Origin of the sequence: Streptococcus sp. Marseille-Q4154, from assembly GCF_916700545.1 — a bacterium.
Lineage (GTDB): Bacteria > Bacillota > Bacilli > Lactobacillales > Streptococcaceae > Streptococcus > Streptococcus infantis_I.
Genome location: NZ_CAKAKN010000001.1, coordinates 660,345 through 683,772, shown reverse-complemented (window position 1 = coordinate 683,772; position 23,428 = coordinate 660,345). Strand labels below are relative to the sequence as shown.

Genomic DNA, 23,428 nt, shown 5'->3' with positions numbered 1-23,428 from the left:
AAGAAAACGTTTGTAAGATATCTGCTACGCAAATTTGATTTCAACTAAAAATAAAAAAAGGAGCTCAGCTCCCTTTTGATTAATAAGTTCCTTCTTCACCTTGACTTGTCAAGATTACAGGTCCATCCTTGGTAATAACAAACTGGTGTTCATACTGACATGATAGACCACCGTCGATAGTTTTGTGAGCCCAGCCTGTTTTCATGTCTGTATCAATTTCCCAATCACCTGTATTAATCATAGGTTCGATTGTCAAAACCATACCTTCACGAAGGCGAAGGCCACGACCTGCGATACCATAGTTTGGAACCATTGGTTCTTCATGCATGGTTGGTCCAACACCGTGTCCTACAAGATCACGAACAACGCCGTATCCACGACTTTCAGCATATTCTTGAATCGCTGCACCAATATCGCCGATGCGATTGCCAACAACAGCTTGTTCGATCCCCTTATACATAGCTTCCTTGGTCACGTCCATCAAGTTTTTAACTTCTTCTGATGGTTTACCAACTGCGTATGCCCAACAAGAATCAGCCAAACCACCCGTAAAGTTTTGAGTATATTTTTTCATCTGCTCAACATTGTTAAAATTGAGTTTAGAAACATTGAGGTCAGACTTCGCGATTGGCCCACCAAGAACCATATCAACCTTGAGGAGGTCACCCTCTTTGAGGATATAATGACGAGGGAAGGCATGTGCTACTTCGTCATTGAGCGAACAGCAGGTTGCATATGGATAGTCCATCATTGCCCCATCAACACCAATCTGTAGTGGAAGGAAATTCTCTTCTTTACAACGACGGCGAACATACTCTTCTACTTCCCACATATCAACACCTGGCTTAATGATATCACGCAAGCCAATGTGGATACTTGCAAGAAAATCACCAGCCTTATCCATAGCTTCGATTTCTCTAGCTGATTTTAATGTAATCATGTTTTCTCCTAGATTCTAATTAATTTTTACAGTTACATTTGCTTTTGATACAATTTGATGATTGAGATAAATGTCATAATCAATAATAGCCGATCGTCTCGTATGATGAATAATTCTAGCTTGAATCCGTAGAACATCATCAATCTGAACAGCCTGTAAGAAGTAAATCAACATTTGTTCAATGATAAGGTTACGCCCGCTATTAACGACCAAGTCTTGCGTCATATGAGTCAAGATTTCCGAAAGAACACCATTAGCCAGAACACCATTTTTTTCTAACATAAAGGGTTCGACTGTAATAACAACTTCATCATGATGATAAGATAGCTTCTGTCCAATCTGTTCTGAAAAGGTTGGTAAAGTTGAGACCTGAGAACGACTCATTTTTTCCATGACATCACGTCTAGTTATGACACCAAGCAAGGTTTGATTGCTCCGTACAACAGGTACCATTTCAAAATCTTCAGCAATCATTCTTTGGCTCACGTTAGCAATATTTGTGGCTAAACCGGTCATGTAGACAGTTCTTGTCATGACCTTATCGATGGTAGTCCCTGGTGATTTATCTCCAGCATCACGCATGGTCACGACACCCACAACAACCTTATGCTGATTGATAACAGGGAATCGACTACTTCTATTTTTACGAACTAAATCTAAATAATCTTTCACAGTATCCGTTTCTTGTAAAAAACCATATTCATGACAAGTGCGATAGATTTTTTCAACCGTTAAAATATCTGTCTTTATTTGTACATTTGACAAAGCTCGGTTAATCATGGTTGCAATGGTAAATGTATCATGTTTACTGCGTAACACTGGGATATTTTTTTTATTAGCAGCATCCAAAACATCTTTATGAACTTCAAATCCACCCGTTACCAAGACAGCATTTTCATTTTCAAGTGCCAATAATTGGATCCGTGTTCTATCACCGACAATAAGTAGACCACCATCATGAAGATAAGAAAGAATATTTTTTTCTGTCATGGCTCCAATGGAGAATTTACTGAATTCTCTCTCCAAACCTGCTTGGCCAGCTAAAACTTCTGAACCAGTGACTTCTGCAATTTCTGCAAAGGTTAATCTCTCAATGGCAACTTTTTTGGACTTGACACGGACAGTTCCACTTCGAGGACGTGTTTCAACCAATCCTCTATTTTCAGCTTCTTTGATAGCACGATAAGCTGTACCATCACTCACTCCCAGCCTATTTGAAATACTTCGAACACTGACCCGTTTTCCGACTGGTAATTCTTCTAAATAAGCTAAAATTTCTTGGTGTTTACTCATTTAGCTCTCCTTTTGTATAGCGAAATTCTAGATAATCCCGCATCTTACGAGTATATCGATCACTACCCTTGAAACGACGATATAGAACGAAGCCTGATTTTTGTGCAACCTTTTGACTAGCACTATTTTCTAAATGCGTCACAATAGAAAGTTGCTTTAATTCAAACTGATCCATAGACAAATCGCGTAATTTAGTCACTGCTTCCGTCATATATCCTTGAGACCAATAATCTTTCCTTAAAAAATAGCCAATTTCTGCTTCTTTACGGATTTCATCCAGCTTTTCAAACTTGATGGCTCCAATCATCTTCTGTGCTTTCTTATCACAAATCGCCCAAATTCCCAAAGGTGATTTCATAAAGTAGTTAGCAAGAGCATATTGACTTTCCTCAATGCTGGCTTGCGTAGGAAAAATAAATTGGAGATTTTCAGGGTCTGATGCTAGAGCATGAAAGTCATCTACATCCGTAAAAAAGAATGGACGGAAATACAAACGTTCCGTCTCATAGAAAGAATACATTGCTAATTTTGTCAGGATATTCATTGTGTTCCTCAAAATGGCTAATCTTCGATTAGCTCAATATCTGCTCCAAGCTTACGTAATTTCTCAATAATATTTGAGTAGCCTCGTAGGATGAACTCTACACTAGTAATTTCTGTTCTACCTTCAGCCATTAATCCAGCAATAACCAAGGCTGCACCTGCACGTAAGTCAGTCGCTCTTACACTTGCACCGTGTAAAGAATTACCACCCTTATAGATAATGTGATCATTAGTCGTTGTAATATCTGCGTTCATTTTAGCTAATTCAAAGACATGGTTGACACGTTTTTCATAAATGGTATCAATCAGTGTCCCTCGTCCTTCTGCTCTCAACAAAAGTGGTGTAATCGGTTGTTGAAGGTCTGTAGCAAATCCTGGATATGGAGCAGTCTTGATATTAACAGCTTTTAGATTTTTCTGCTCTTCAACAAAGATACTATCTTCAGAAACAGTCATATGAACACCCATTTCTTCAAGTTTCGCAATAAAACCTTCTAAATGTTCATAAAGTACATTGTTAATAAGAATTCCTTGTCCCACAGCAGCAGCTAAAGAAATATAAGTACCAGCTTCGATACGATCTGGAATAACTTGATGACGTGTGCCGTGTAGAGATTCAACACCATCGATAGTAATCATATCCGTACCTGCACCACGAATATGAGCTCCCATATTATTTAACAAAGTAGCTACATCAATAATTTCAGGCTCTCGAGCAGCATTTTCAATGACTGTACGTCCTTGAGCTTTTACTGCTGCAAGCATCGTATTAATAGTTGCTCCTACACTTACAGTATCCATATAAATACTAGCACCCTGTAACTTAGAACCATTAGTTGAGAGATTCATATTATCTCCCTCATAGGTTGTCTTAGCACCCATAGCTTCAAAAGCTTTCAAGTGCAAGTCAATAGGACGAGGACCCAAGTCACATCCACCAGGCAAACCTACTGTTGCTTCACCAAAACGTCCAAGAAGACTACCGTAGAAATAATAGGATGCGCGAAGACTGTTAATCTTACCGTATGGCATTGGTTTATTTTGAACACCACGAGGATCAATTTCTAGAACGTCATCATAGCGCTTAACACTCGCACCCATAATTTCCATAATATCAATCAAACTAGCGACATCGGAGATATCTGGAACACAATCCAAAATAACTACATCATCTGATAAAATAATAGCAGGAATCAGAGCAACTACACTATTTTTTGCTCCGCTAATGGTTATCTCACCCTTTAATGGACGTCCACCGTTAATGACTATTTTTTTCATTATTTTTTTTATACTCTTTCACTATTTATTCATAAGGTCTCACCCTATATTATACCATATTTCCTTCTTATTATCTATCATAATAAATCAAATAAGCTCCTTAAGATTTTATTGATTTAAAACAATTTCTCAAGTAAACTTAAAAAATAACTGATACAAATATTGTTCAAGAAAAAAGCTTTCCAAAAATCTCGGAAAGCCTTTTTTAATGCTTATTTAGCGATTGGGTAAACAGAAACCTGTTTCTTATCGCGACCTTTACGTTCGAAACGTACTACGCCTTCAACTTTAGCGAACAAAGTATCGTCTCCACCACGTCCAACGTTTACACCTGGATAGATGTGTGTACCACGTTGACGGTAAAGGATTGATCCACCAGTTACAGTTTGTCCGTCAGCTGCTTTAGCTCCAAGACGTTTAGCTTGTGAATCGCGTCCGTTTGATGTAGAACCTCCACCTTTTTTGTGGGCGAAAAGTTGCAAGTTGTTAAGAGTCATTTTTAACATAATGTTTTCCTCCGTGTTAGTTTTCTGTGATAACTCTGGTTTGGACGAACTCAGAAGAGTTCTCCGATAAGTTTGCCATACCTAAGAAAAATGATTCAAAGAATAATTGTGTCATTTCTCTCTGGTGAGAAGGAAGATCTTTTGGAATTTCAACCATCAGATAGCCACCTTCATCTTCGTTTAATTCTAAGATTGGTTCATAGCCTGCAAATTTCTCAATGGAATTGATAAAGTTTATGGCAAGCGTAGAAACCGATGCACACACGACATCTAGGCCGTATTCGCCACTCTCGGCGTGTCCAGTAATCTCCGCACTCCTCAGCTCGCCATCTTCGGCTCTCTCAAAGACTGCTTGTATCATGTGTTCTCCTTAAAATTAAGCGTTGATTGCGTTGATGACAACTTTAGTGTATGGTTGACGGTGACCTTGTTTACGGTGGCTACCTTTTTTAGGTTTGTACTTGTAAGTAACAACTTTCTTTTGTTTTCCTTGTTTTTCAACAGTTCCAACTACAGTAGCTCCAGCAACAAGTGGAGTTCCGACAACAGTGTTTTCACCACCAACAAGAACAACTTCGTTAAAAGTAACTTCTTGACCAGCTTCAACGTTCAATTTTTCAACGTAAACTGCTTGACCAACTTCAACTTTAACTTGTTTTCCGCCAGTTTTGATAATTGCGTATGTGCTCATTATGCACCTCCTATGATTTTTTGGGGTTTCCCCGAATTTTTGTGAAGACTCGCCTAGCATCGTGGGACGAACCACTTAAAAGAAGAGCTCTTAGTATAACAAAGAATAAACTAGGAATTGAGCCGAAGACATAACTTGTGTTAGGCAAGGCGATAATGACAAAGTTTAAATTTGTTATACGACGAGCAACGATGTTCGTGCGGTTGCACAGGATCGTGCATAGTCAACTCTACAAGTATAGCATGATTCCAAATTTTTGACAAGTATTTTCACTCAAAATTCAGCCTTTTATCAGACTTTTTTTGCAAAGAAGATAAAACCATACTTAGATAAAAAATACTCATCATGACGGGGACACCTAAAATCGTTTTTTCGCTGAAGATAATCGTTAAGTAAGCTGAAAATACTACTCCTAGAACGAAACTAACAAGTAGGCTCACAAAAATCAATCCCTCCATTAAAAAGGCTGTATGCTTGGTCCGGACGTATTCACCAAAAGCTAACATGGTGCGTTTGATATTTCCCGTCATAAAGGCATTGTTATAGGCAATTCCAGAAACCTCTCCAAAAGCTGTTGTAACGAGACCCATACAAAAAGCCAAAGGCGGAACAATAAACATGTTATCAACACTCAATGGAATAAAGCCGATTATCAATGATAAAATAGCTAATGGAACAAGTGATAGAATGGGTTTTTTTACAATGCGAAGTTTTTCCTTGTAAATCGTCAACATAAAAACGCCTAACATGAAAGATAAAAGTGTCAATATCTTTATTTCAGCATCAGCCAAATTTCTCTGAACGATTCCGACTGATAGAAATACCACATTCCCCGTTTGCCCAGCAACTAAGGTATTTCCTCTTACAATAAACGTATAGGCATCGACATAACCTGCGCAAAAAGTCAAAAAAAGCGCCAATCTTTTTGAATGACGAGAAATTTTTCTCATAGGTAATAATCTCATACTAAACTCCTAAATTTACTGTAACTATTGTACCATTTTTTCTAGAAATTTCGAAGTATCAAAGCAAAAGAATTGTCTCAAGGAAACGAGTTGGCTCTTTCTATGATATAATGAAATCAATCATTACTTGTGGAAAAGGAGTAACTATGCTAAAACTTGGTATCATAGGAACTAGTTCAATCAGCCATCATTTTCTAGAGGCTGCCCATACTAGCGGGGAATTTCAACTGGGTGCAGTCTATTCTAGAAAAATAGAAACCGCAGAAAAGTTTGTTGAACAGTATCAAGGCGTTAAGCTATTTGATCAGCTAAATGATTTCTTTAATGATTCATTCGATGTGGTATACATTGCTAGTCCGAATTCCCTGCATTTTAGTCAGGCAAAGATGGCTTTATCTGCTGGAAAACATGTTATCCTTGAAAAACCAGCTGTCACTCAACCACAAGAATGGCAGGAATTAGTTCAAACGGCTAAAGATAATAAATGTTTTATCTTAGAAGCAGCACGTAACTATCATGAAGATGCTTTTGCCACAATCAAAGACTTTCTTGCGAACAAACAAATTCTTGGTGCAGACTTTAACTTCGCTAAATATTCTTCTAAGATGCCTAACCTACTTGCTTGCGATACTCCTAACGTTTTTTCAGACCGTTTTGCTGGTGGTGCACTTATGGATCTTGGTATTTATCCTATTTATGCAGCTGTTCGCTTATTTGGAAAACCGACTCATGCAACCTATCAAGCTCAGAAACTAGATAATAGCATTGATTTAAATGGGGATGGCATGCTCTACTATCCTAACTATCAAGTACACATCAAAGCAGGAAAGAATATCACTTCTAATCTTCCTTGTGAGATTTATACTACTGATGGAACCTTGACACTTAATACAATCGAGCATGTCCAATCAGCTATTTTTACAGACCATCAAGGAAATGAAGTTCAACTTCCTATCCATCAGGCTCCTCACACTATGACGGAGGAAGTTGCTGCTTTTGCACATATGATTAACCAACCAGACCAGACTCTCTATCAGCAATGGCTTACTGATGCAACAGATGTTCATCAAGTTCTTTATACCATGCGCCAAGATGCTGGCATTAGATTTGAGGCAGAAAAATGAAAACCAAACTACCTACCGAATGGCAAGAATTGATTGATCAACTGGGATTCCAAGAATTTACTCCCATTCAAACTCAACTTTTTGAACCTATAACAGAAGGTGAAAACCTACTTGGAGTCAGTCCAACTGGTACAGGGAAGACTTTAGCCTATCTCCTACCTAGTCTTCTCAAACTGCAAAAGAAAAAAGCCCAACAATTATTGATTTTAGCACCTAATACTGAACTTGCTGGACAAATTTTTGAAGTCACTAAAACCTGGGGTGAGGCCATCGGATTAACAGCTCAGCTATTTCTATCCGGTTCGAGCCAGAAACGCCAAATTGAACGACTTAAAAAAGGACCAGAAATTCTGATTGGAACACCTGGTCGTATCTTTGAACTAGTCAAATTGAAAAAAATCAAGATGATGAACGTGGAAACAATCATTCTTGATGAATTCGACCAGTTGCTAGATGATTCTCAAATCCACTTTGTAGAAAAGATTACCCACTATGCACCTCGTGACCATCAACTTATTTACATGAGTGCCACTACCAAATTTGACCAAGATAAGATTGCACCTAACACGCGCATCATTGATCTATCAGACCAAAAGTTAGACAATATTCAACACTTCTACATGCAAGTAGACCAACGTCACAGAGTAGATATGCTTCGTAAACTGGCACAGGTTGAAGATTTCCGTGGTCTTGTCTTCTTTAATAGCTTGTCAGACCTTGGAAGTGCAGAGGAAAAATTACAATATCGTGATGTTTTAGCAGTTTCGCTAGCTAGCGATGTCAACGTTAAATTTAGAAAAGTTATTCTAGAAAAATTCAAAGATAATCAACTGACCTTACTTCTTGCGACAGACCTTCTCGCTCGTGGTATAGACATTGATAGCTTGGAATGCGTGATTAACTTTGACGTCCCTAGAGACAAGGAAACTTACACTCACCGTGCGGGTCGTACAGGACGCATGGGTAAAGAAGGCTATGTCATCACTCTTGTGACACATCCAGAAGAGCTTAAAAAACTTAAGAAATTTGCAAGTGTACGTGAAATTGTCTTGAAAAATCAGGAACTGTATATCAAATGAGAGTGGGGCAGAAATCGGTAATTCGTTAGAATTCGATTTCGTCGTCCCACCTCCGCACAGTTGAGTAGGGCTGTAAAAGCTGATGAAATCAGCGTAGTAGAGCCCACTCAACCACTGCGTCTTGCTCGACAATCCAAAGACAATTGAGAGGCTAGGACTTTTGTCCCAGCCTCTTTTTCTTATCCCCAAGTAATTTCTAAACGGTAGTTGGCAAATGGAACTCCTTCTTTGTTTTGTAGTTGATAGGCTAGTTCGATCTTCTCTTCACTAACTTCATAGTGGCTTGTTTGGATGATAAACTCCTGCAGTCCCATAGGTGTTGGAATATAGGCTAAACTATCATAATCCTTCAGAAAACGCATGATGGTCTTGGGATTTGAGAAACGTGACATGACCAGTTCCTCCCCATTAAATTTCAAAACTACTTTTTCTTGGTCTTCATTGTAAAAAAGGAGATAGGAAAAATCGCCCTTTTCACGTAATTCAACATCATAAAGTTGATCGATTACTTCCAATTGTTCATCGAACTTGATGGTATTTCTCATTCTAATCTTCACATCTATTCCTCTTTCTTCTCACTTATCCCTACTATTTTACCAAAAAGGCAAGGAATTTGCTATAATGGTCTTATGAATGAAAAAGTATTTCGTGACCCAGTTCACAACTATATCCACGTTAATAATCAAGTCATATATGACCTGATCAATACCAAAGAATTTCAGCGGCTCCGTCGCATCAAACAGCTTGGGACATCTAGCTATACTTTCCATGGTGGAGAGCATAGTCGTTTTTCTCACTGTTTGGGTGTCTACGAAATTGCTCGTCAAATCACTAAGATTTTTGAGGAGAAATATCCTGAGGAATGGGATTCTAACGAGTCACTATTAACCATGACTGCGGCTCTTCTACATGATCTCGGACACGGTGCCTACTCTCATACTTTTGAAAATCTCTTTGACACCGACCATGAGGCAATTACCCAGGAAATTATCCAAAGCCCTGATACAGAGATTCATCAGGTCCTTTTGCAGGTTGCACCGGACTTTCCAAAAAAAGTAGCCAGCGTTATCGATCACACTTATCCAAACAAACAAGTGGTTCAGCTCATTTCTAGTCAGATTGATGCAGACCGTATGGACTATCTCCTTCGCGACTCCTACTTCACCGGTGCTTTTTATGGCCAGTTTGATCTGACACGTATTCTTCGTGTCATTCGTCCTGTTGAATATGGCATTGCCTTTCAGCGTAATGGGATGCATGCTATCGAGGATTATGTACTCAGTCGTTACCAGATGTATATGCAGGTTTATTTCCATCCAGCCACACGCGCCATGGAAGTCCTTCTGCAAAATCTTCTCAAACGTGCTAAGGAGCTCTATCCTGAAAATAAGGACTTCTTTGCCCTTACATCCCCTCATCTACTGCCATTTTTTGAGAAGAAGGTGACCTTATCTGACTATCTTGCACTTGACGACGGGGTTATGAATACCTATTTCCAACTCTGGATGACTAGTACAGACAAGATTTTGGCTGACTTATCACAACGTTTTATCAACCGTAAGGTCTTCAAATCTATTACTTTTTCTGAGGACGATCAAGACCAGCTTGAAATCATGCGAAATTTCGTAGAAGAAATTGGTTTTGACCCCAACTACTACACAGCTATTCATAAGAATTTTGACCTTCCTTACGATATTTATCGACCAGAGTCTGAAAATCCTAGAACACAAATCGAGATTGTCCAAAAGAATGGCGAGCTGGCAGAACTTTCTAGCCTATCTCCTATCGTCCAATCTCTTGCAGGAAGCCGTCATGGTGACAACCGTTTCTACTTCCCTAAAGAAATGCTTAAGCAAAACAGTATTTTCACGAATATCATTCAACAATTTTCACATTTGATTGAGAATGATCATTTTAATCCAGATAAGAAATAACAGAGGAAATTTATGAGTATAAAACTAATCGCCGTCGATATTGATGGTACCCTGGTTAATAGCAAAAAAGAAATTACTCCCGAAGTTTTTGCAGCTATCCAAGATGCCAAAGCAGCTGGAGTCAAGGTTGTCATTGCAACAGGACGCCCCATCGCTGGTGTTGCCAAACTGCTTGACGACTTGCAGTTGAGAGACGAAGGTGACTATGTTGTAACCTTCAACGGTGCCCTTGTCCAAGAAACCGCTAATGGCCATGAGATTATCAGTGAATCCTTGACTTACGAGGACTATCTGGATATGGAATTTCTCAGCCGTAAACTGGGAGTCCATATGCATGCTATTACCAAAGACGGCATTTACACTGCCAATCGCAATATCGGAAAATACACCGTACACGAGTCAACTCTCGTCAGCATGCCAATTTTTTACCGTACACCTGAAGAGATGGCTGATAAAGAAATCGTCAAATGTATGTTTATCGACGAACCAGAGATTCTCGATGCTGCTATTGAAAAGATTCCAGCAACATTTTACGAGCGATACTCTATCAACAAATCTGCTCCATTTTACCTAGAACTCCTTAAAAAGGATGTAGACAAGGGATCTGCTATCACTCACCTAGCTGAGAAACTTGGACTAAGTAAGGATGAAACCATGGCGATTGGGGATGAAGAAAATGACCGTGCCATGCTAGCAGTCGTTGGTAATCCCGTTGTTATGGAAAACGGAAACCCAGAACTCAAAAAAATCGCCAAATACATCACCAAAACAAATGACGAATCTGGTGTAGCCCATGCTATCCGTACTTGGGTCTTGTAACATTATTAGAATATAAAAAACACCTCAGAAGTTAGATATCAAAAACTAACTCCTGGGGTGTTTTAAATTACGGATTATTCTTCTGATTCCCTTTTTATTTTTGGAATTTTTTTATTATCCAGTTTAGGAATGTCCTTGTTCTCAATCTTGGGAAGGTTCTTTAGTTCATCGGCAGTAGATACCTTCTGGTATACCTTAGCAGGCCTATAGAGTAAAGCAAACGAGAAGAACAAGGCAACAACGCTCCCAACAGTTGCTATGTTTCGCTTACTCGCTTCTATCGAAGGGATCTTGGCTCCGCTTGTACTAAGGTCCTTCCATTCAGGATGCTCTGCTTCAATCGCTTTTTTCTCTTCCCAAAGTGGAACGAGTAAAAAATGGTTAAATGGCACAACTGTAGCCATGGCTGTCGCGCCTAGTGGGATAAATCTATTGAGATTTATGATGAGCAAGATACTTAGGATAGAAAATAATACGAATAGAACTATTACTAAGACTAAGCGAATTTTATATTCTTTTTTTAGTCGAAGGTATTCTTCTTGGGACTTCTGATATATTACCTCTTTTCTCTAAACTCTATACAGCTGAAAAGCATTAGTTCAGTGACTCCTGCTGTAAATCTTTGATAAACTTTACAACTTGATGATTCTCAATCTTCACATAATAGCCACCGCTATTATTGACAAGTTTATCCCCTTCATATCTATCAATCTTTACAGCATAAAGACCGCTTGGAAGGGGTTGATTGTTAAAAAATTCTTTCATTTGCGATTCAAGATCTTCAAGATAGGCATCATATAACTGATCCTTCTTGTCTTCTGGAGTGTAGTATCGAAATTGAAATTCTGGTATAAAAATATCTTTTTGGAAAAGATATTGAGCATCCATAGGATACATCCCTTGTAATGCTTGTCCATTTCTTTGATTTTCCTCTAAGATTTCATCATAAAGGTGGATATTACCAGATTTACTATTAAATTGAAAATCAATCCCTTCGTACTTCAAAGCAGTCATTTTAGAATCTGTTATTGAAGTATCCAATTTTTTTAAAAATTCGCTGGTACCTGGACTAATCTCAATTCCTAAATAAGCTAATTCTGGAAAAGCCTGATAAATTTTTTTGTTTTGTTCATAATCTACTTCTGCATCCGTCTTTTTATACTTTTTGTTTTCCGAAGGACGAGTATAGTATTCAAAACGGGAATTAGCTTGATAGGTTTTACCATCTATATTTTCAGTGTATGTTCCATGAATAACAAATCCTCCAACGCTTGTATAGTTTTTTTCATATTTTTCTAACTCAAACTGACCTGTAAGACCGTAGTTCTCATAAGAACGATGTACAGCTTGCTCAAGTTCATTCCGACTTGCATGGGCAAATAGACCCCACATATCCATCATTGCAAGAATAGGACTAAGGATTATGAACATTACAAATAGTATAACTATGGATAAACAGCCAATTAATAAACCTTTTTTCATCTTTTTCTCCTGAACATTCTATGTCCATTATAACACACCATGGATATCTTATGAATGGTTCAAAATTTGGTCAAAGAAAAAACACTGGTTATCCAGTGTTTTTGTTTCTTGTTCTGCCCCCTGCAGGAATCGAACCTGCAACTACTCCTTAGGAGGGAGTTGTTATATCCATTGAACTAAGGGAGCTAGAGAAAAACCCTGCCTTGCAGCAGAGTTTTGTTCATCGAATTAACGACGGATTTCTTTGATACGAGCTGCCTTACCTTGAAGAGCACGCAAGTAGTACAATTTCGCACGACGTACTTTACCGTAACGAACAACTTCGATCTTTTCAACACGTGGAGTGTGGATTGGGAAGATACGTTCAACACCTACACCGTTAGAGATTTTACGAACTGTGTAGTTTTCTGAGATGCCAGCACCTTTACGTGCAATAACAACACCTTCAAAGATCTGAACACGTTCACGGTTTCCTTCGACAACTTTCGCGTGTACACGAACAGTGTCACCAGGACGGAATGAAGGGATATCTGTACGAAGTTGACCTTCAGTCAAGCTTTGGATTAATGGATTCATTTTATTCTCCTATCTTTGTCAATCTTGAGGAAACTTCCTCAGCGGATAAACTGTATTTTTGTGCGTCCATTACACACAAGATACAGTTTATCAAATTTCCTAGAAAAAGTAAAGAAATTTAAAGCAAAATTCCCAAAAAAATTGCAAGAAAACCAAGCAAGTAGGTTAATAATAAATAACTATAAAATGCCTTCTTGTCATTGATCAGTCTTTGGAGTTCATCATTCAAAGTTGAGAAAGTAGTCAAACCACCACAAAAACCAGTTGCAAGAATAAGATAGACTTCTTTTGATTCCACATGATTATAAAATAATCCAATCAAAAAACAACCTAGAAGATTAGCTATGAGTGTTCCTAGTGGTAGCACTGAACCCTGATTATAACGTGAAAAGAAATAACGCACAAGAGCACCCAGTCCACAAGCAAGCGCTAGATAAAATACTACCATTTCTTCCTCCCTAGACAATAAGCAAATAGAAGCCCACCGCCGATGCTCAAAAGCAAATAGGTCACCAAACTAAGGTACCGCCCTGTGTCCAGTAATTTCACAGCATCTAATAGGAGACTAGAAAATGTCGTTAAACCACCACAGAATCCTGTTCCAAGCGCTAGAATAGTACCTTTACTACTTCCCTTATAAACCAGATAACCTTTTACAAGGTAGACAAGGCAAAAAATTCCTAAATAGTTGACTACTAGTGTTCCCCAAGGGAAGTCTGGACTAGATGGCAACCATCTCGAAATCTGAAAACGCACAATTCCTCCCAGCATACCAGCTAGAAAGATTCCTAGAGGGTAAAATTTTTCTTTTTTCATTTGATCGTTTTATCCTGATAATCACGTGAACGTTTGAGAATATCTGAAAAAGTCTCAACAATTGTATCTTCGTATTTTTTATTGCCTACACGATTTTTGACTTTTTCAAAGATAACTTCTTCTCTTTTAGTATCTAGAATAGGTTTTCCTGAAGCTTTTTTATAGGCAACTACTCCTTCAACTAAATGCATCCTCTCTTCTAAAAGTTGAACGATCTGGTCATCGATTTTATCGATTTCTTGTCGAATATTATCTAAATCCATAGAGTCTCCTTTTTTAATTGAACTATTGTACAAAAAAAGTACTAAATAGGCTAGTAAAGTCCTAATCCTGCTTAATAAAAACTGCACTGACAATTTTCATCAGTGCACTTCATGCTTATCCTACTTTAGCAGCTAATTCTTCTGCGAATTGCTCCAAGCGTTCAATATCTTCTTCCTCTGCAGAAAGGTCAACTTTAACGCACTCTGAACCCTTTTCAGCTCCAGTGGCGATAAATACTCGGTCGAAGTCATCAACAGCTTTACAGAATTCATCGTAGAAAGTATCACCTGATCCGACTACACCATAGATTTTACCGCTCAAGTTGAGGTCTGCTAGATCTTCGTAGAAGTCCATCATCTCATCTGGTAATTCTCCATCTCCGTAGGTATAGGTTGCGACAATGGCGATGTCTGCTTCTAAAAAGTCTGAAGCGTCAACGGTTATACACTCATCAACATCTACTTCTAAACCACATTCTCTTAATTTATCTGCTACAATATCAGCGATTTCTTCAGTATTACCGGTCATACTGGCAAATACAATTTTTGCTAATGCCATAAGGTCCTCCTCAATTAATCTTCCTCCATTATATCACATCTTTTTCATTTTAAAAATAAAAACTCTTGTGCTACAATGATATGAGAAAGAATTGAGGTTCATTATGGAGATTTGTCACCAAATTTTAGAAAAAATCAAAGCATACAATACTATTATCATCCACCGTCATATGAAACCAGATCCTGACGCTCTGGGGAGTCAGGTAGGTTTAAAAGCCTTGCTTGAGCATCATTTTCCAGAAAAAACGATAAAAGTAGTTGGTTTTAATGAACCAACCTTAACTTGGCTTGCTAAAATGGATCAGGTAGAGGACACAGACTATCAAGGTGCACTTGCCATTATCTGTGATACAGCAAACACAGCACGTATTGATGATAAACGTTATCTTAATGCCGAGACAATTATCAAAATTGACCACCATCCAAATGACGAAGTTTACGGCGATCTTGTTTGGGTAGATACTAACTCTAGTAGTGCGAGTGAGATGATTGCTCTCTTTGCTGAAGCAACTAATCTTGAATTATCCGACTATGCTGCAAAAATGCTCTGTGCCGGTATTATCGGTGATACAGGTCGCTTCCTCTACCCTTCTACCTCTGCTCGTACCCTTCGTATAGCAAGTCAACTCAGAGAACATAACTTTGACTACGCTGAATTGACACGTAAAATGGATACTATGAGCTTTAAGATTGCCAAACTCCAAGGTTATGTTTATGACCACTTAGAAGTTGATGAAAATGGTGCTGCACGTGTTATTCTGACTCAAGAAATCTTGAGGAAATACGACGTTACTGATGCGGAAACAGCAGCCATCGTTGGAGCTCCAGGCCGTATTGATACTATTAGCCTTTGGGGAATCTTTGTGGAGCAAGCAGATGGTCACTACCGCGTACGTCTTCGCAGTAAATTTGTCCCAATCAATGAAGTTGCAAAAGAACATGATGGCGGTGGGCATCCTCTTGCTAGTGGAGCTAATTCCTATAGTTTAGAAGAGAATGAGCTCATCTACCAAAAATTAAAAAACTTGCTGAAAAATAGATAAAAAGCTTGCCAAACTTTTCAGAATCTGATAGACTAGTATGGTAACAATCTATGGCTCGCAAAGAGACCATGGCAGAAAGGAAATATTGCAAAATGAAAAAAGATATCCATCCAGAATATCGCCCAGTTGTCTTCATGGACACAACTACTGGTTACAAATTCCTTAGCGGTTCAACAAAACGCTCTAGCGAAACAGTTGAGTTCGAAGGCGAAACTTACCCATTGATCCGTGTGGAAATTTCATCAGACTCACACCCATTCTACACTGGACGTCAAAAGTTCACTCAAGCAGATGGACGCGTGGATCGTTTCAACAAAAAATACGGTCTCAAATAATCAACCGCATCACTTGTATACGGTTAAACGAAAACAACTTCGATTCGGAGTTGTTTTTTTGTTTCTTTTATTTTTTCAAGCTTTAATTTTTTTATAGCTTATAATGGTCCTAATTCTTATTTCTACTTCTACTTTCGTAACAAGTCCTCTATAAAACAAAAAAACCTACTAACCAAGCTTGACGCTTGATTAATAGGTTTTTTATAAAATCATTATTTAACTGCTTCTTTAAGAGCTTTACCAGCTTTGAATGCTGGAACTTTAGAAGCTTTGATTTTGATTTCTTTACCAGTTTGTGGGTTGCGACCTTTACGAGCTGCACGTTTACGAACTTCGAAGTTACCAAAACCGATCAATTGAACTTTTTCACCAGCTGAAAGGAATTCAGTTACAGCTGCGAATACAGCGTCAACTGCTGCTGCTGAATCTTTCTTAGTCAATTCTGTAGCTTCTGCTACTTTAGCGATCAAATCTTGTTTGTTTGCCATGTTAATGAATCCTCCAAAATTATTTCTAATTAACACTTATAATCATAACCTAAAATTCCTTTTAGGTCAAGTCAAAAACACGTTTTTATTGATTTTTCTCAATTTTTTTAGGAATTATAGCGAATTAAGATCGCCCAGGCGTTTTCCCCGGTGTGAGTTTGGATAATTGAGCCTGTTTCTAGGACTGAAATCGGTTTTTCAACGTAAGGTTGTAGAACAGCTCTCATCTCGTTTGCAAATTCATTAGTCCCTGCATAAGAAATTCCAATCTCAGCTATTGAACGATTTGATAGAGTGGCTACTAACTCATCCAACCATTTCTTAAAGGTTTTTGAACCACGTCCTTTGACAATCGGTTGCAATTCATTATCTTTCATCTGCATGACTACTCGAATATTCAGTAAAGAGCTCAACAAACCAGTAACACGACCAATGCGACCACCTTTTACAAGATTTTCTAAAGTTGAAACACCGATGTAGAGTTCAGTGTTATTTTTTACGTCCTCTACATGCTCTAGAATGGCTTCAAGGTTTTTTCCTTCTTGAGCTAGTTTAGCAGCTTCTACAACTTGGAACTTCAATGCCTGATCTGTGAATGAACTATCCAAAACAGTAACATCTGCTGTTGATAAACTTGCTCCTTGACGAGCCGCTTCAACAGTTCCTGATAAAGCATGGGACATGTGAATAGCTAGAATCTGACTACCATCCTTACCCAAATCATCAAAAATTTCTGCAAAGAGTCCCACTGGTGGTTGACTAGTCTTAGGAAGATTTTTACTAGCTTGCATCAAGCGAAGAAATTCTCCTTCTTCAAGATCTGCATCCGAATACAGGACACTATCAATCATTACAGATAGTGGAACAATAGTAATATCAAATTCTTTAACCACTTCTGGTTCAATAGTAACCGAAGAATCCGTTACAATTTTTACTTTTGTCATATTTCCAATCTTTCTATTTTTACTAATGTTGATTATTCACTTATAACTACAACAATTATATCAAAAAATTATCAAAAATTCATACTATATCCGCCTAAATTTAAGGCAATTTACACTTCTTTTTAATAAAAAAAGAAAATCACCTATGCTTGGTGATTTTCTTTTGTATTTAAGATAAATAATCATACAAATCTTGCATTTGTAAATCATCGGGTACTAATTGTAGATAGGTTTGAATGGAGTCTTTAGCTTCCTCTATCTTACCTAACTCTCTTAACAAATAAATAAATTGTTCCAAAAACTCTGGATTATCCTTGAGTTCAGTAGCAAGTTCCTTATAGAGATCATAGGCTGCATCCAATTCTTCAGTCTCTTGATAGCTTCGTGCAATCATCCATTTAGTCAAGAGGTTCTCAGGTTCATAGACTGTTAAAGCTAGAATATCTTCGTATCTTTCTTGTTCTTGGTAGATAGTTGCTAAGCGTAGCAAAATTTCTTCTTGGTCATCAGCGTTCTCTTGTGCTTGTAGCAGATAAGCTTCTGCTTGCTCAGGTTGATGCAACTCATAAGATAGCTGAGAAGCAAGGAGTAAGAGCCGAGTTTCAAAAGGATTTTTTGACAATCCTTGTTGAGCTATTTTAAGAGCCTCTTCTGTTTGATGCTCTTTATGCAACGCTTGACCATATCCGTACTCATATCCTTCAAAATCTGGTGAAATAGCATCCAATTGTTTAAAGAATAAAGTTGCTTTTTGGTAGTCCTCTTGGTCGAAATAGAGACTTGCAAGCTCAAAGGCTGTTTGGTCATCATATTCTAATTCTAAGGCTTTTTCTAGAAATTCTATTGCAGATTCAAACTGACCTAAACGCGCATAAGCAAGACCAATTCTCTGATAAGTCGAAATTCCAGTTTGATCATAGATAACACGATTATCTAATTGAGCATAGCCTTTAATGGCTTCTAAATCGTTTCCTAGCTCGCTATCTAGCTCGGCTAGTCCAAATATTAGGAGAGGGTCATCAGTGTAGCTACGAGCTTCTAGGAGCTTCTCACGCGCAACATCTGTCAATCCTTCCATTTGATATAAATCTGCTTTTAAGGCAAGAGCTGATACGTACCATTCACTTTCCGGACCAATATTCTCTAAGTAATCAAAAGCTTCTTCGATAAGTCCATCTTCACCAGCTATGGCAGCTAAATTGATATAGACTTCTGGAAACTGCGGTGCTAATTTCTCGTAGATTTGTGAAGCTTGCGGGAAGAAACCAATCCCTTCGAGATATGCGGCAAGTTCAAGAAGAACTTCATCTGAATCTTCCTCTAGGGCTTTTTGGAAAAAAGATTCTGCTTTTGATAAATCTTGTTGTTCTAAAGCTTCGAGCATTTGTTGACTATTGTTCACTATCAGTCTCCTCTACCGGTTCATAAAGTCCACTAATTTCTTTGTACCAATCAAAAATTTCTGAGATGACTACTTTTGCGGAAGCGTAGATTGGAATACCTAGCAATACACCCCAAATACCAAACATGGATCCTGAAGTTAATAGTACAAAAAGAATGGTAATTGGGTGAATATTTAATTGACTACCCAAAATCAGTGGAGAAACAAAACGTCCTTCAATAGTTTGCTCTACAATGAAAACGATAATAACTTTTAAGAGCATAACAGGACCAGCAATCAAACCCAAAACAAGGGCTGGAATCATTGCAAGAAAACTACCTAGATAAGGAACTAAATTGAGAATACCTGCAGTAACACCAAGCGCTACTGCATATCGAAGCCCAATTATCTTAAAGAAGATAATAAACATGATAGCTACGATTACAGCGACCGTAATTTGTCCTCTAACGTAGTTAGCAAGTTGTTGGTTCACATCTGATAGAACCTTACCTACTGGTTCTCTCAATTTATTTGGTAAGAATTGAGTAATATAGTCTCTAAGTCCTTTTCCATCTCGAAGGAGATAAAAGAGCATAAATGGCATGATGATCAGAGCGACAATGACCTGTGACGTTCCACTGATAAGAGCACTTACCCAGTTAACAGCTTTAGAAGAAATATTACTTGCCCAAGCAGTTGCTTGTGTTGAAAAATTAGCTAAAACTTGCTCCAGTTGGGGTCTAAAGTCATCTGGCAAACGCTTGGTTACAAGGTCATTAATGACTCTATCAGCATCCTCGAGATAACTTGGGACATTTTGCGCAAAAATTACTACTTGACGTTGAAGGTTTGGAATTGCAACGGCTAGTCCAATAATCAAGAGTATTGCAATAATGACGAAGATAATACTAATGGCTAAGACACGGTTAATCCTGTACTTCTCCATCAGATCTACTAGTGGATTCAAGAGGTAAAAAAGTAGACCCGATAAGATAACCGGCAACATCACTACTGATAAAAAGTCTATAACTGGGAAAAATAAAAAGCTAATTTTACTGAGAATAAAAATATTGAGACCTAATAACAAGGTCACCAAGAAAACAGTGATCGCTTTATTGTCTAAAAACCATTTAAAAAACCAAGATAAGGTAAAGTGTTTCTCTTTTTGTTCCATTTTTTCTTCCTTTCCTTTGTCCTAACATTATATCATGTTTTAAGAAAAATAAGGGTTTTTTATAGTCTTTTAGCAAGGGATAAATTTGTCTTCTTGACAAGGGAAGAGCTGTTTTTTCTGACCTAGATTTTTCATCTAGCAGGCCTTTTTATGTTATAATTGAATTATCTTTTTCTAGAGGTATGAATATGAAAGAAATAGTATATTTTGGAACCTATACACGACGTATTTCTCAAGGGATTTACAAGGCTGATTTTGATACTGAGACTGGCAAACTCTCAAATCTAGAACTATTTGCAACCGAGCCAAGTCCAACCTACCTAGCCTTTGATCAGCATCAGCATCTCTATACTGTCGGAAGCCATGATGACAAAGGTGGAATCGCAGCATATAAAACTGATGGTGTCCTCCTGAATCACGTCGTTGAAGAAGGTGCTCCTCACTGCTATGTTGCAGTCGATGAGACACGGAGTCTAGTCTATGGCGCTAACTATCATAAAGGTCAAGTTCTAGTCTATAAACGTAAAGAAGATGGCAGTCTTGAATTGGCAGACAAAGTTCAACACACTGGCCATGGTCCACATGAAAACCAAGCTTCTCCCCACGTACACTACACAGATTTAACACCAGACCAATATTTGGTAACTTGTGACTTAGGTACTGACGAGGTCATTACCTATGATATCAATCTAGAAGGAAAGTTGACTAGACTAGCAACTTATAATTGTAATCCTGGTGCTGGTGCTCGTCACCTTGTTTTCCACCACCACTACAAGATTGCTTATCTCATCTGTGAACTCAACAGTACGATTGAAGTTTTGATTTACGATGGAGTCGGAGAATTTGAACAAATGCAGGTCATTTCAACCTTACCAGATGACTATAGTGGCTTTAATGGTACTGCGGCTATTCGTCTTTCTAAAGATGGCAAATTCATCTACGCTTCTAATCGAGGCCATGATTCTATCGCTGTTTATAGCATTTTAGCAGATGGAAGCTTGGAATTATTAGAGATTGTTCCAACCAATGGGAATAATCCACGTGATTTTGATTTGTCACCTGACCAAGAATTCCTTATCGCTGTTCACCAGGATTCTGATAATGCGACTGTCTTTAAGCGCAATCCTGAGACTGGTAGACTGGCAGAACTCTCTAATGAATTTCAGGTTCCTGAAGCAGTCTGCATAAGTTTCACTAAATAAGAAATAATAAAAAATGAACTTGATTTAACAAGTTCATTTTTTATTTTATAATTTATTTCCGACATTGATACGGTTAATAGCACGTTGCAATGCAATTTTAGCACGGCGCTCTTGGTCGATTAAGTGTTTGTCTTGTGCTTCTTCGATTTCACGTTCTGCACGAAGTTTAGCACGTTCTGCACGACTAACATCAATATCGCGCGCACGTTCAGCTGAGTCAGCAATAATGGTAATGACATTATTAGCAATCTCAATGATTCCTCCGTTTACTGCAATCCAGTTCACATGAGTATCATCATCGATTCGTTTTACCTTTACTTCATCAACTGCTAGAACCGCAATCATATTTTCATGTCGTGGCAAGATCCCCATCTCACCATCCAGAGTTCGTACCGATACAAAGCTGGCATGGTGATCATAGACGAGGCCATCTGGTGTCACGATCTGGACAGTTAAATGTGCCATAGATCACCTCTTAAAATCCCATTTTTTCAGCCTTAGCAATAACATCTTCGATTGAACCTACTCCACGGAAGGCATCTTCTGGCAAATGATCATATTTACCGTCAAGAATTTCCTTGAAGCCACGAACAGTTTCAGCTACTGGAACATAAGATCCTGGTTGACCTGTAAATTGTTCCGCAACGTTGAAGTTTTGTGACAAGAAGAACTGAATACGACGTGCACGAGCAACCAAAGTCTTTTCTTCGTCAGAAAGTTCATCCATACCAAGGATGGCAATAATATCTTGCAACTCATGGTAACGTTGAAGAACACGTTTCACTTCAGCAGCTACTGCATAGTGCTCTTCTCCAACAATTTCAGGTGCCAAGGCACGTGAGCTTGAAGCAAGAGGGTCAACGGCTGGGTAAATCCCCAATTGAACCAATTTACGTTCCAAGTTAGTTGTTGAGTCCAAGTGAGCGAAGGCTGTTGCTGGCGCTGGGTCAGTATAGTCATCCGCTGGCACATAGATAGCCTGGATAGAGGTTACAGAACCCTTCTTGGTTGACGTGATACGTTCTTGCAATTGACCCATTTCTGTTGCGAGGGTTGGCTGATAACCAACGGCTGATGGCATACGACCCAAAAGGGCAGATACTTCTGAACCAGCTTGTGTGAAACGGAAAATGTTGTCAATGAAGAGAAGAACGTCTTGACCTTCTACATCACGGAAGTATTCAGCGATTGTCAAACCAGTAAGAGCAACACGCATACGTGCTCCTGGTGGCTCATTCATCTGACCAAATACCATGGCTGTTTTTTCGATAACGCCTGATTCTTTCATTTCCCAGTAAAGGTCATTCCCTTCACGAGTACGTTCCCCAACACCAGTAAATACTGAGATACCACCGTGTTCTTGGGCAATGTTGTGAATCAATTCTTGGATCAATACGGTCTTACCAACTCCGGCACCACCGAAGAGTCCGACCTTACCACCTTTAAGGTAAGGGGCGAGAAGGTCGATAACCTTGATCCCTGTTTCTAGAATTTCTGAAGAGGTAGACAATTCATCAAAAGTTGGTGCTTTTTTATGAATTGGCTGACGCTCTGCATCTTCACCAAAAGGAGCTTCCAAGTCAATGGTATCTCCCAAAACGTTGAAGACACGTCCTAGAGTTTCTTTCCCAACTGGTACTGAGATTGGACGGCCTGTGTCCAATACTTCCAAACCACGGGTCAAGCCATCAGTTGATTCCATAGCGATGGTACGAATCATACCATCTCCCAACTCCAAGGCTACTTCAAGGACGATTTTTGTTTTTCTTTCGTCATTTTTGTAGACGACAAGTGCATTATTAATCTCTGGTAGTTTCTCACCTGCTGCAAACATGACGTCTACAACAGGACCGATAACCTGAGCAATTTTACCTGAACTCATCTACTTCTCCTATTCTGTATAAGATACTGTCGGTTCCTAGCTCAACTAGGTCCTAATACTCTTCGAAAATCAAATTCAAACCACGTCAGCGTCGCCTTACCGTACTCAAGTA

The 23,428-nt window shown here is 38.6% G+C and carries 29 protein-coding genes, 1 tRNA gene and 1 other annotated feature; of the genes, 7 read left to right on the top strand and 23 right to left on the bottom strand.

Annotated features, from left to right (window positions below):
- Window positions 1-79 precede the first annotated feature (79 nt).
- From LG369_RS03495 to LG369_RS03460, 8 genes are all read right to left on the bottom strand, one after another.
- Entirely contained in the window at window positions 80-940 is an 861-nt protein-coding gene (locus LG369_RS03495) for a methionyl aminopeptidase (RefSeq protein ID WP_045763436.1), read from the bottom strand.
- Between the two features lie 15 nt (window positions 941-955).
- Window positions 956-2,233 carry a CBS-HotDog domain-containing transcription factor SpxR gene (gene spxR / locus LG369_RS03490; protein WP_036757618.1) on the bottom strand — a complete coding sequence of 426 codons (1,278 nt, stop codon included), beginning with the start codon at window positions 2,231-2,233 and terminating at the stop codon, window positions 956-958.
- Window positions 2,226-2,777: a GNAT family N-acetyltransferase gene (locus tag LG369_RS03485; RefSeq protein WP_225750249.1), complete on the bottom strand. Its 552-nt coding sequence runs from the start codon at window positions 2,775-2,777 to the stop codon at window positions 2,226-2,228. Before LG369_RS03485 ends, spxR begins: the two co-directional genes overlap by 8 nt.
- A 17-nt stretch (window positions 2,778-2,794) precedes the next feature.
- The gene (locus tag LG369_RS03480; protein WP_225750248.1) at window positions 2,795-4,054 is read right to left on the bottom strand and encodes a UDP-N-acetylglucosamine 1-carboxyvinyltransferase; all 1,260 of its coding nucleotides are present in this window, start codon (window positions 4,052-4,054) and stop codon (window positions 2,795-2,797) included.
- A 212-nt stretch (window positions 4,055-4,266) separates the two neighbouring features.
- Entirely contained in the window at window positions 4,267-4,560 is a 294-nt protein-coding gene (gene rpmA, locus LG369_RS03475; protein WP_000916509.1) for a 50S ribosomal protein L27, read from the bottom strand.
- A gap of 16 nt (window positions 4,561-4,576) precedes the next feature.
- Window positions 4,577-4,921: a ribosomal-processing cysteine protease Prp gene (locus tag LG369_RS03470; protein ID WP_000613699.1), complete on the bottom strand. Its 345-nt coding sequence runs from the start codon at window positions 4,919-4,921 to the stop codon at window positions 4,577-4,579.
- Window positions 4,922-4,936: 15 nt separating this feature from the next.
- A complete protein-coding gene (gene rplU, locus LG369_RS03465) occupies window positions 4,937-5,251 on the bottom strand; it encodes a 50S ribosomal protein L21 (protein WP_000109141.1) in 315 nt (104 codons plus the stop codon).
- Between the two features lie 35 nt (window positions 5,252-5,286).
- Window positions 5,287-5,466: a sequence feature (ribosomal protein L21 leader region), on the bottom strand.
- A gap of 54 nt (window positions 5,467-5,520) precedes the next feature.
- Window positions 5,521-6,216, bottom strand: coding sequence for a YoaK family protein (locus LG369_RS03460; RefSeq protein ID WP_225750247.1), 696 nt, complete (start codon window positions 6,214-6,216; stop codon window positions 5,521-5,523).
- Between the two features lie 146 nt (window positions 6,217-6,362).
- Here LG369_RS03460 and LG369_RS03455 point away from each other — a divergent pair, with 146 nt between their 5' ends.
- Window positions 6,363-7,340, top strand: a complete 978-nt coding sequence (locus LG369_RS03455) for a Gfo/Idh/MocA family protein (protein WP_225750246.1) — start codon at window positions 6,363-6,365, stop codon at window positions 7,338-7,340.
- Complete coding sequence (locus LG369_RS03450; RefSeq protein WP_225750245.1) at window positions 7,337-8,419, top strand: DEAD/DEAH box helicase; 1,083 nt, start codon at window positions 7,337-7,339, stop codon at window positions 8,417-8,419. Before LG369_RS03455 ends, LG369_RS03450 begins: the two co-directional genes overlap by 4 nt.
- 179 nt (window positions 8,420-8,598) lie before the next feature.
- On the opposite strand, the gene LG369_RS03445 is transcribed toward LG369_RS03450, so the two are convergent.
- Window positions 8,599-8,976, bottom strand: coding sequence for a DUF1934 domain-containing protein (locus LG369_RS03445; protein ID WP_225750244.1), 378 nt, complete (start codon window positions 8,974-8,976; stop codon window positions 8,599-8,601).
- A gap of 72 nt (window positions 8,977-9,048) precedes the next feature.
- Between LG369_RS03445 and LG369_RS03440 the strand changes: the two genes are divergently transcribed.
- Window positions 9,049-10,353 carry an HD domain-containing protein gene (locus tag LG369_RS03440; RefSeq protein WP_225750243.1) on the top strand — a complete coding sequence of 435 codons (1,305 nt, stop codon included), beginning with the start codon at window positions 9,049-9,051 and terminating at the stop codon, window positions 10,351-10,353.
- A gap of 12 nt (window positions 10,354-10,365) precedes the next feature.
- On the top strand, window positions 10,366-11,172 hold the full coding sequence (gene yidA, locus LG369_RS03435) for a sugar-phosphatase (protein ID WP_225750242.1): 807 nt from the start codon (window positions 10,366-10,368) through the stop codon (window positions 11,170-11,172).
- A gap of 74 nt (window positions 11,173-11,246) precedes the next feature.
- On the opposite strand, the gene LG369_RS03430 is transcribed toward yidA, so the two are convergent.
- The 8 genes from LG369_RS03430 to LG369_RS03395 all read right to left on the bottom strand — a co-directional run bounded on the left by LG369_RS03430 (window position 11,247) and on the right by LG369_RS03395 (window position 14,868).
- On the bottom strand, window positions 11,247-11,576 hold the full coding sequence (locus LG369_RS03430) for a hypothetical protein (RefSeq protein ID WP_225750241.1): 330 nt from the start codon (window positions 11,574-11,576) through the stop codon (window positions 11,247-11,249).
- A 190-nt stretch (window positions 11,577-11,766) separates the two neighbouring features.
- Window positions 11,767-12,654 (bottom strand): hypothetical protein, encoded by an 888-nt coding sequence (locus LG369_RS03425; protein ID WP_225750240.1) that lies wholly within the window; start codon window positions 12,652-12,654, stop codon window positions 11,767-11,769.
- A 114-nt stretch (window positions 12,655-12,768) separates the two neighbouring features.
- A tRNA-Arg gene (locus tag LG369_RS03420) sits at window positions 12,769-12,840 on the bottom strand.
- Between the two features lie 42 nt (window positions 12,841-12,882).
- Window positions 12,883-13,230: a 50S ribosomal protein L19 gene (gene rplS, locus LG369_RS03415; RefSeq protein WP_001068670.1), complete on the bottom strand. Its 348-nt coding sequence runs from the start codon at window positions 13,228-13,230 to the stop codon at window positions 12,883-12,885.
- A 118-nt stretch (window positions 13,231-13,348) separates the two neighbouring features.
- The gene (crcB, locus tag LG369_RS03410; RefSeq protein ID WP_225750239.1) at window positions 13,349-13,678 is read right to left on the bottom strand and encodes a fluoride efflux transporter CrcB; all 330 of its coding nucleotides are present in this window, start codon (window positions 13,676-13,678) and stop codon (window positions 13,349-13,351) included.
- Window positions 13,672-14,046 carry a fluoride efflux transporter CrcB gene (crcB, locus tag LG369_RS03405; protein ID WP_036757295.1) on the bottom strand — a complete coding sequence of 125 codons (375 nt, stop codon included), beginning with the start codon at window positions 14,044-14,046 and terminating at the stop codon, window positions 13,672-13,674. The genes crcB (LG369_RS03410) and crcB (LG369_RS03405) overlap by 7 nt, the downstream gene beginning before the upstream one ends.
- Entirely contained in the window at window positions 14,043-14,309 is a 267-nt protein-coding gene (locus LG369_RS03400; protein ID WP_225750238.1) for a chorismate mutase, read from the bottom strand. The genes crcB (LG369_RS03405) and LG369_RS03400 overlap by 4 nt, the downstream gene beginning before the upstream one ends.
- Window positions 14,310-14,424: 115 nt before the next feature.
- Entirely contained in the window at window positions 14,425-14,868 is a 444-nt protein-coding gene (locus tag LG369_RS03395) for a flavodoxin (protein WP_225750237.1), read from the bottom strand.
- A 103-nt stretch (window positions 14,869-14,971) separates the two neighbouring features.
- Here LG369_RS03395 and LG369_RS03390 point away from each other — a divergent pair, with 103 nt between their 5' ends.
- On the top strand, window positions 14,972-15,910 hold the full coding sequence (locus LG369_RS03390; RefSeq protein ID WP_225750236.1) for a DHH family phosphoesterase: 939 nt from the start codon (window positions 14,972-14,974) through the stop codon (window positions 15,908-15,910).
- A 92-nt stretch (window positions 15,911-16,002) separates the two neighbouring features.
- Window positions 16,003-16,245: a type B 50S ribosomal protein L31 gene (locus LG369_RS03385; protein ID WP_004253349.1), complete on the top strand. Its 243-nt coding sequence runs from the start codon at window positions 16,003-16,005 to the stop codon at window positions 16,243-16,245.
- Window positions 16,246-16,457: 212 nt separating this feature from the next.
- Here LG369_RS03385 and LG369_RS03380 read toward each other — a convergent pair whose 3' ends face one another.
- The 4 genes from LG369_RS03380 to LG369_RS03365 all read right to left on the bottom strand — a co-directional run bounded on the left by LG369_RS03380 (window position 16,458) and on the right by LG369_RS03365 (window position 20,232).
- Window positions 16,458-16,733: an HU family DNA-binding protein gene (locus LG369_RS03380; protein WP_004253345.1), complete on the bottom strand. Its 276-nt coding sequence runs from the start codon at window positions 16,731-16,733 to the stop codon at window positions 16,458-16,460.
- A gap of 107 nt (window positions 16,734-16,840) precedes the next feature.
- Complete coding sequence (locus LG369_RS03375; RefSeq protein ID WP_225750235.1) at window positions 16,841-17,677, bottom strand: DegV family protein; 837 nt, start codon at window positions 17,675-17,677, stop codon at window positions 16,841-16,843.
- A 169-nt stretch (window positions 17,678-17,846) separates the two neighbouring features.
- Window positions 17,847-19,079, bottom strand: a complete 1,233-nt coding sequence (locus tag LG369_RS03370) for a tetratricopeptide repeat protein (protein WP_225750234.1) — start codon at window positions 19,077-19,079, stop codon at window positions 17,847-17,849.
- On the bottom strand, window positions 19,069-20,232 hold the full coding sequence (locus tag LG369_RS03365) for an AI-2E family transporter (protein WP_225750233.1): 1,164 nt from the start codon (window positions 20,230-20,232) through the stop codon (window positions 19,069-19,071). Before LG369_RS03365 ends, LG369_RS03370 begins: the two co-directional genes overlap by 11 nt.
- A 188-nt stretch (window positions 20,233-20,420) precedes the next feature.
- Here LG369_RS03365 and LG369_RS03360 point away from each other — a divergent pair, with 188 nt between their 5' ends.
- Entirely contained in the window at window positions 20,421-21,434 is a 1,014-nt protein-coding gene (locus LG369_RS03360; RefSeq protein WP_225750232.1) for a lactonase family protein, read from the top strand.
- A 45-nt stretch (window positions 21,435-21,479) separates the two neighbouring features.
- Here LG369_RS03360 and LG369_RS03355 read toward each other — a convergent pair whose 3' ends face one another.
- Together LG369_RS03355 and atpD are read right to left on the bottom strand one after the other, a co-directional pair.
- Window positions 21,480-21,899, bottom strand: coding sequence for a F0F1 ATP synthase subunit epsilon (locus tag LG369_RS03355; RefSeq protein WP_006148659.1), 420 nt, complete (start codon window positions 21,897-21,899; stop codon window positions 21,480-21,482).
- 10 nt (window positions 21,900-21,909) lie between these two features.
- Window positions 21,910-23,316 (bottom strand): F0F1 ATP synthase subunit beta, encoded by a 1,407-nt coding sequence (atpD, locus tag LG369_RS03350; protein WP_036757320.1) that lies wholly within the window; start codon window positions 23,314-23,316, stop codon window positions 21,910-21,912.
- Window positions 23,317-23,428: the final 112 nt, after the last annotated feature.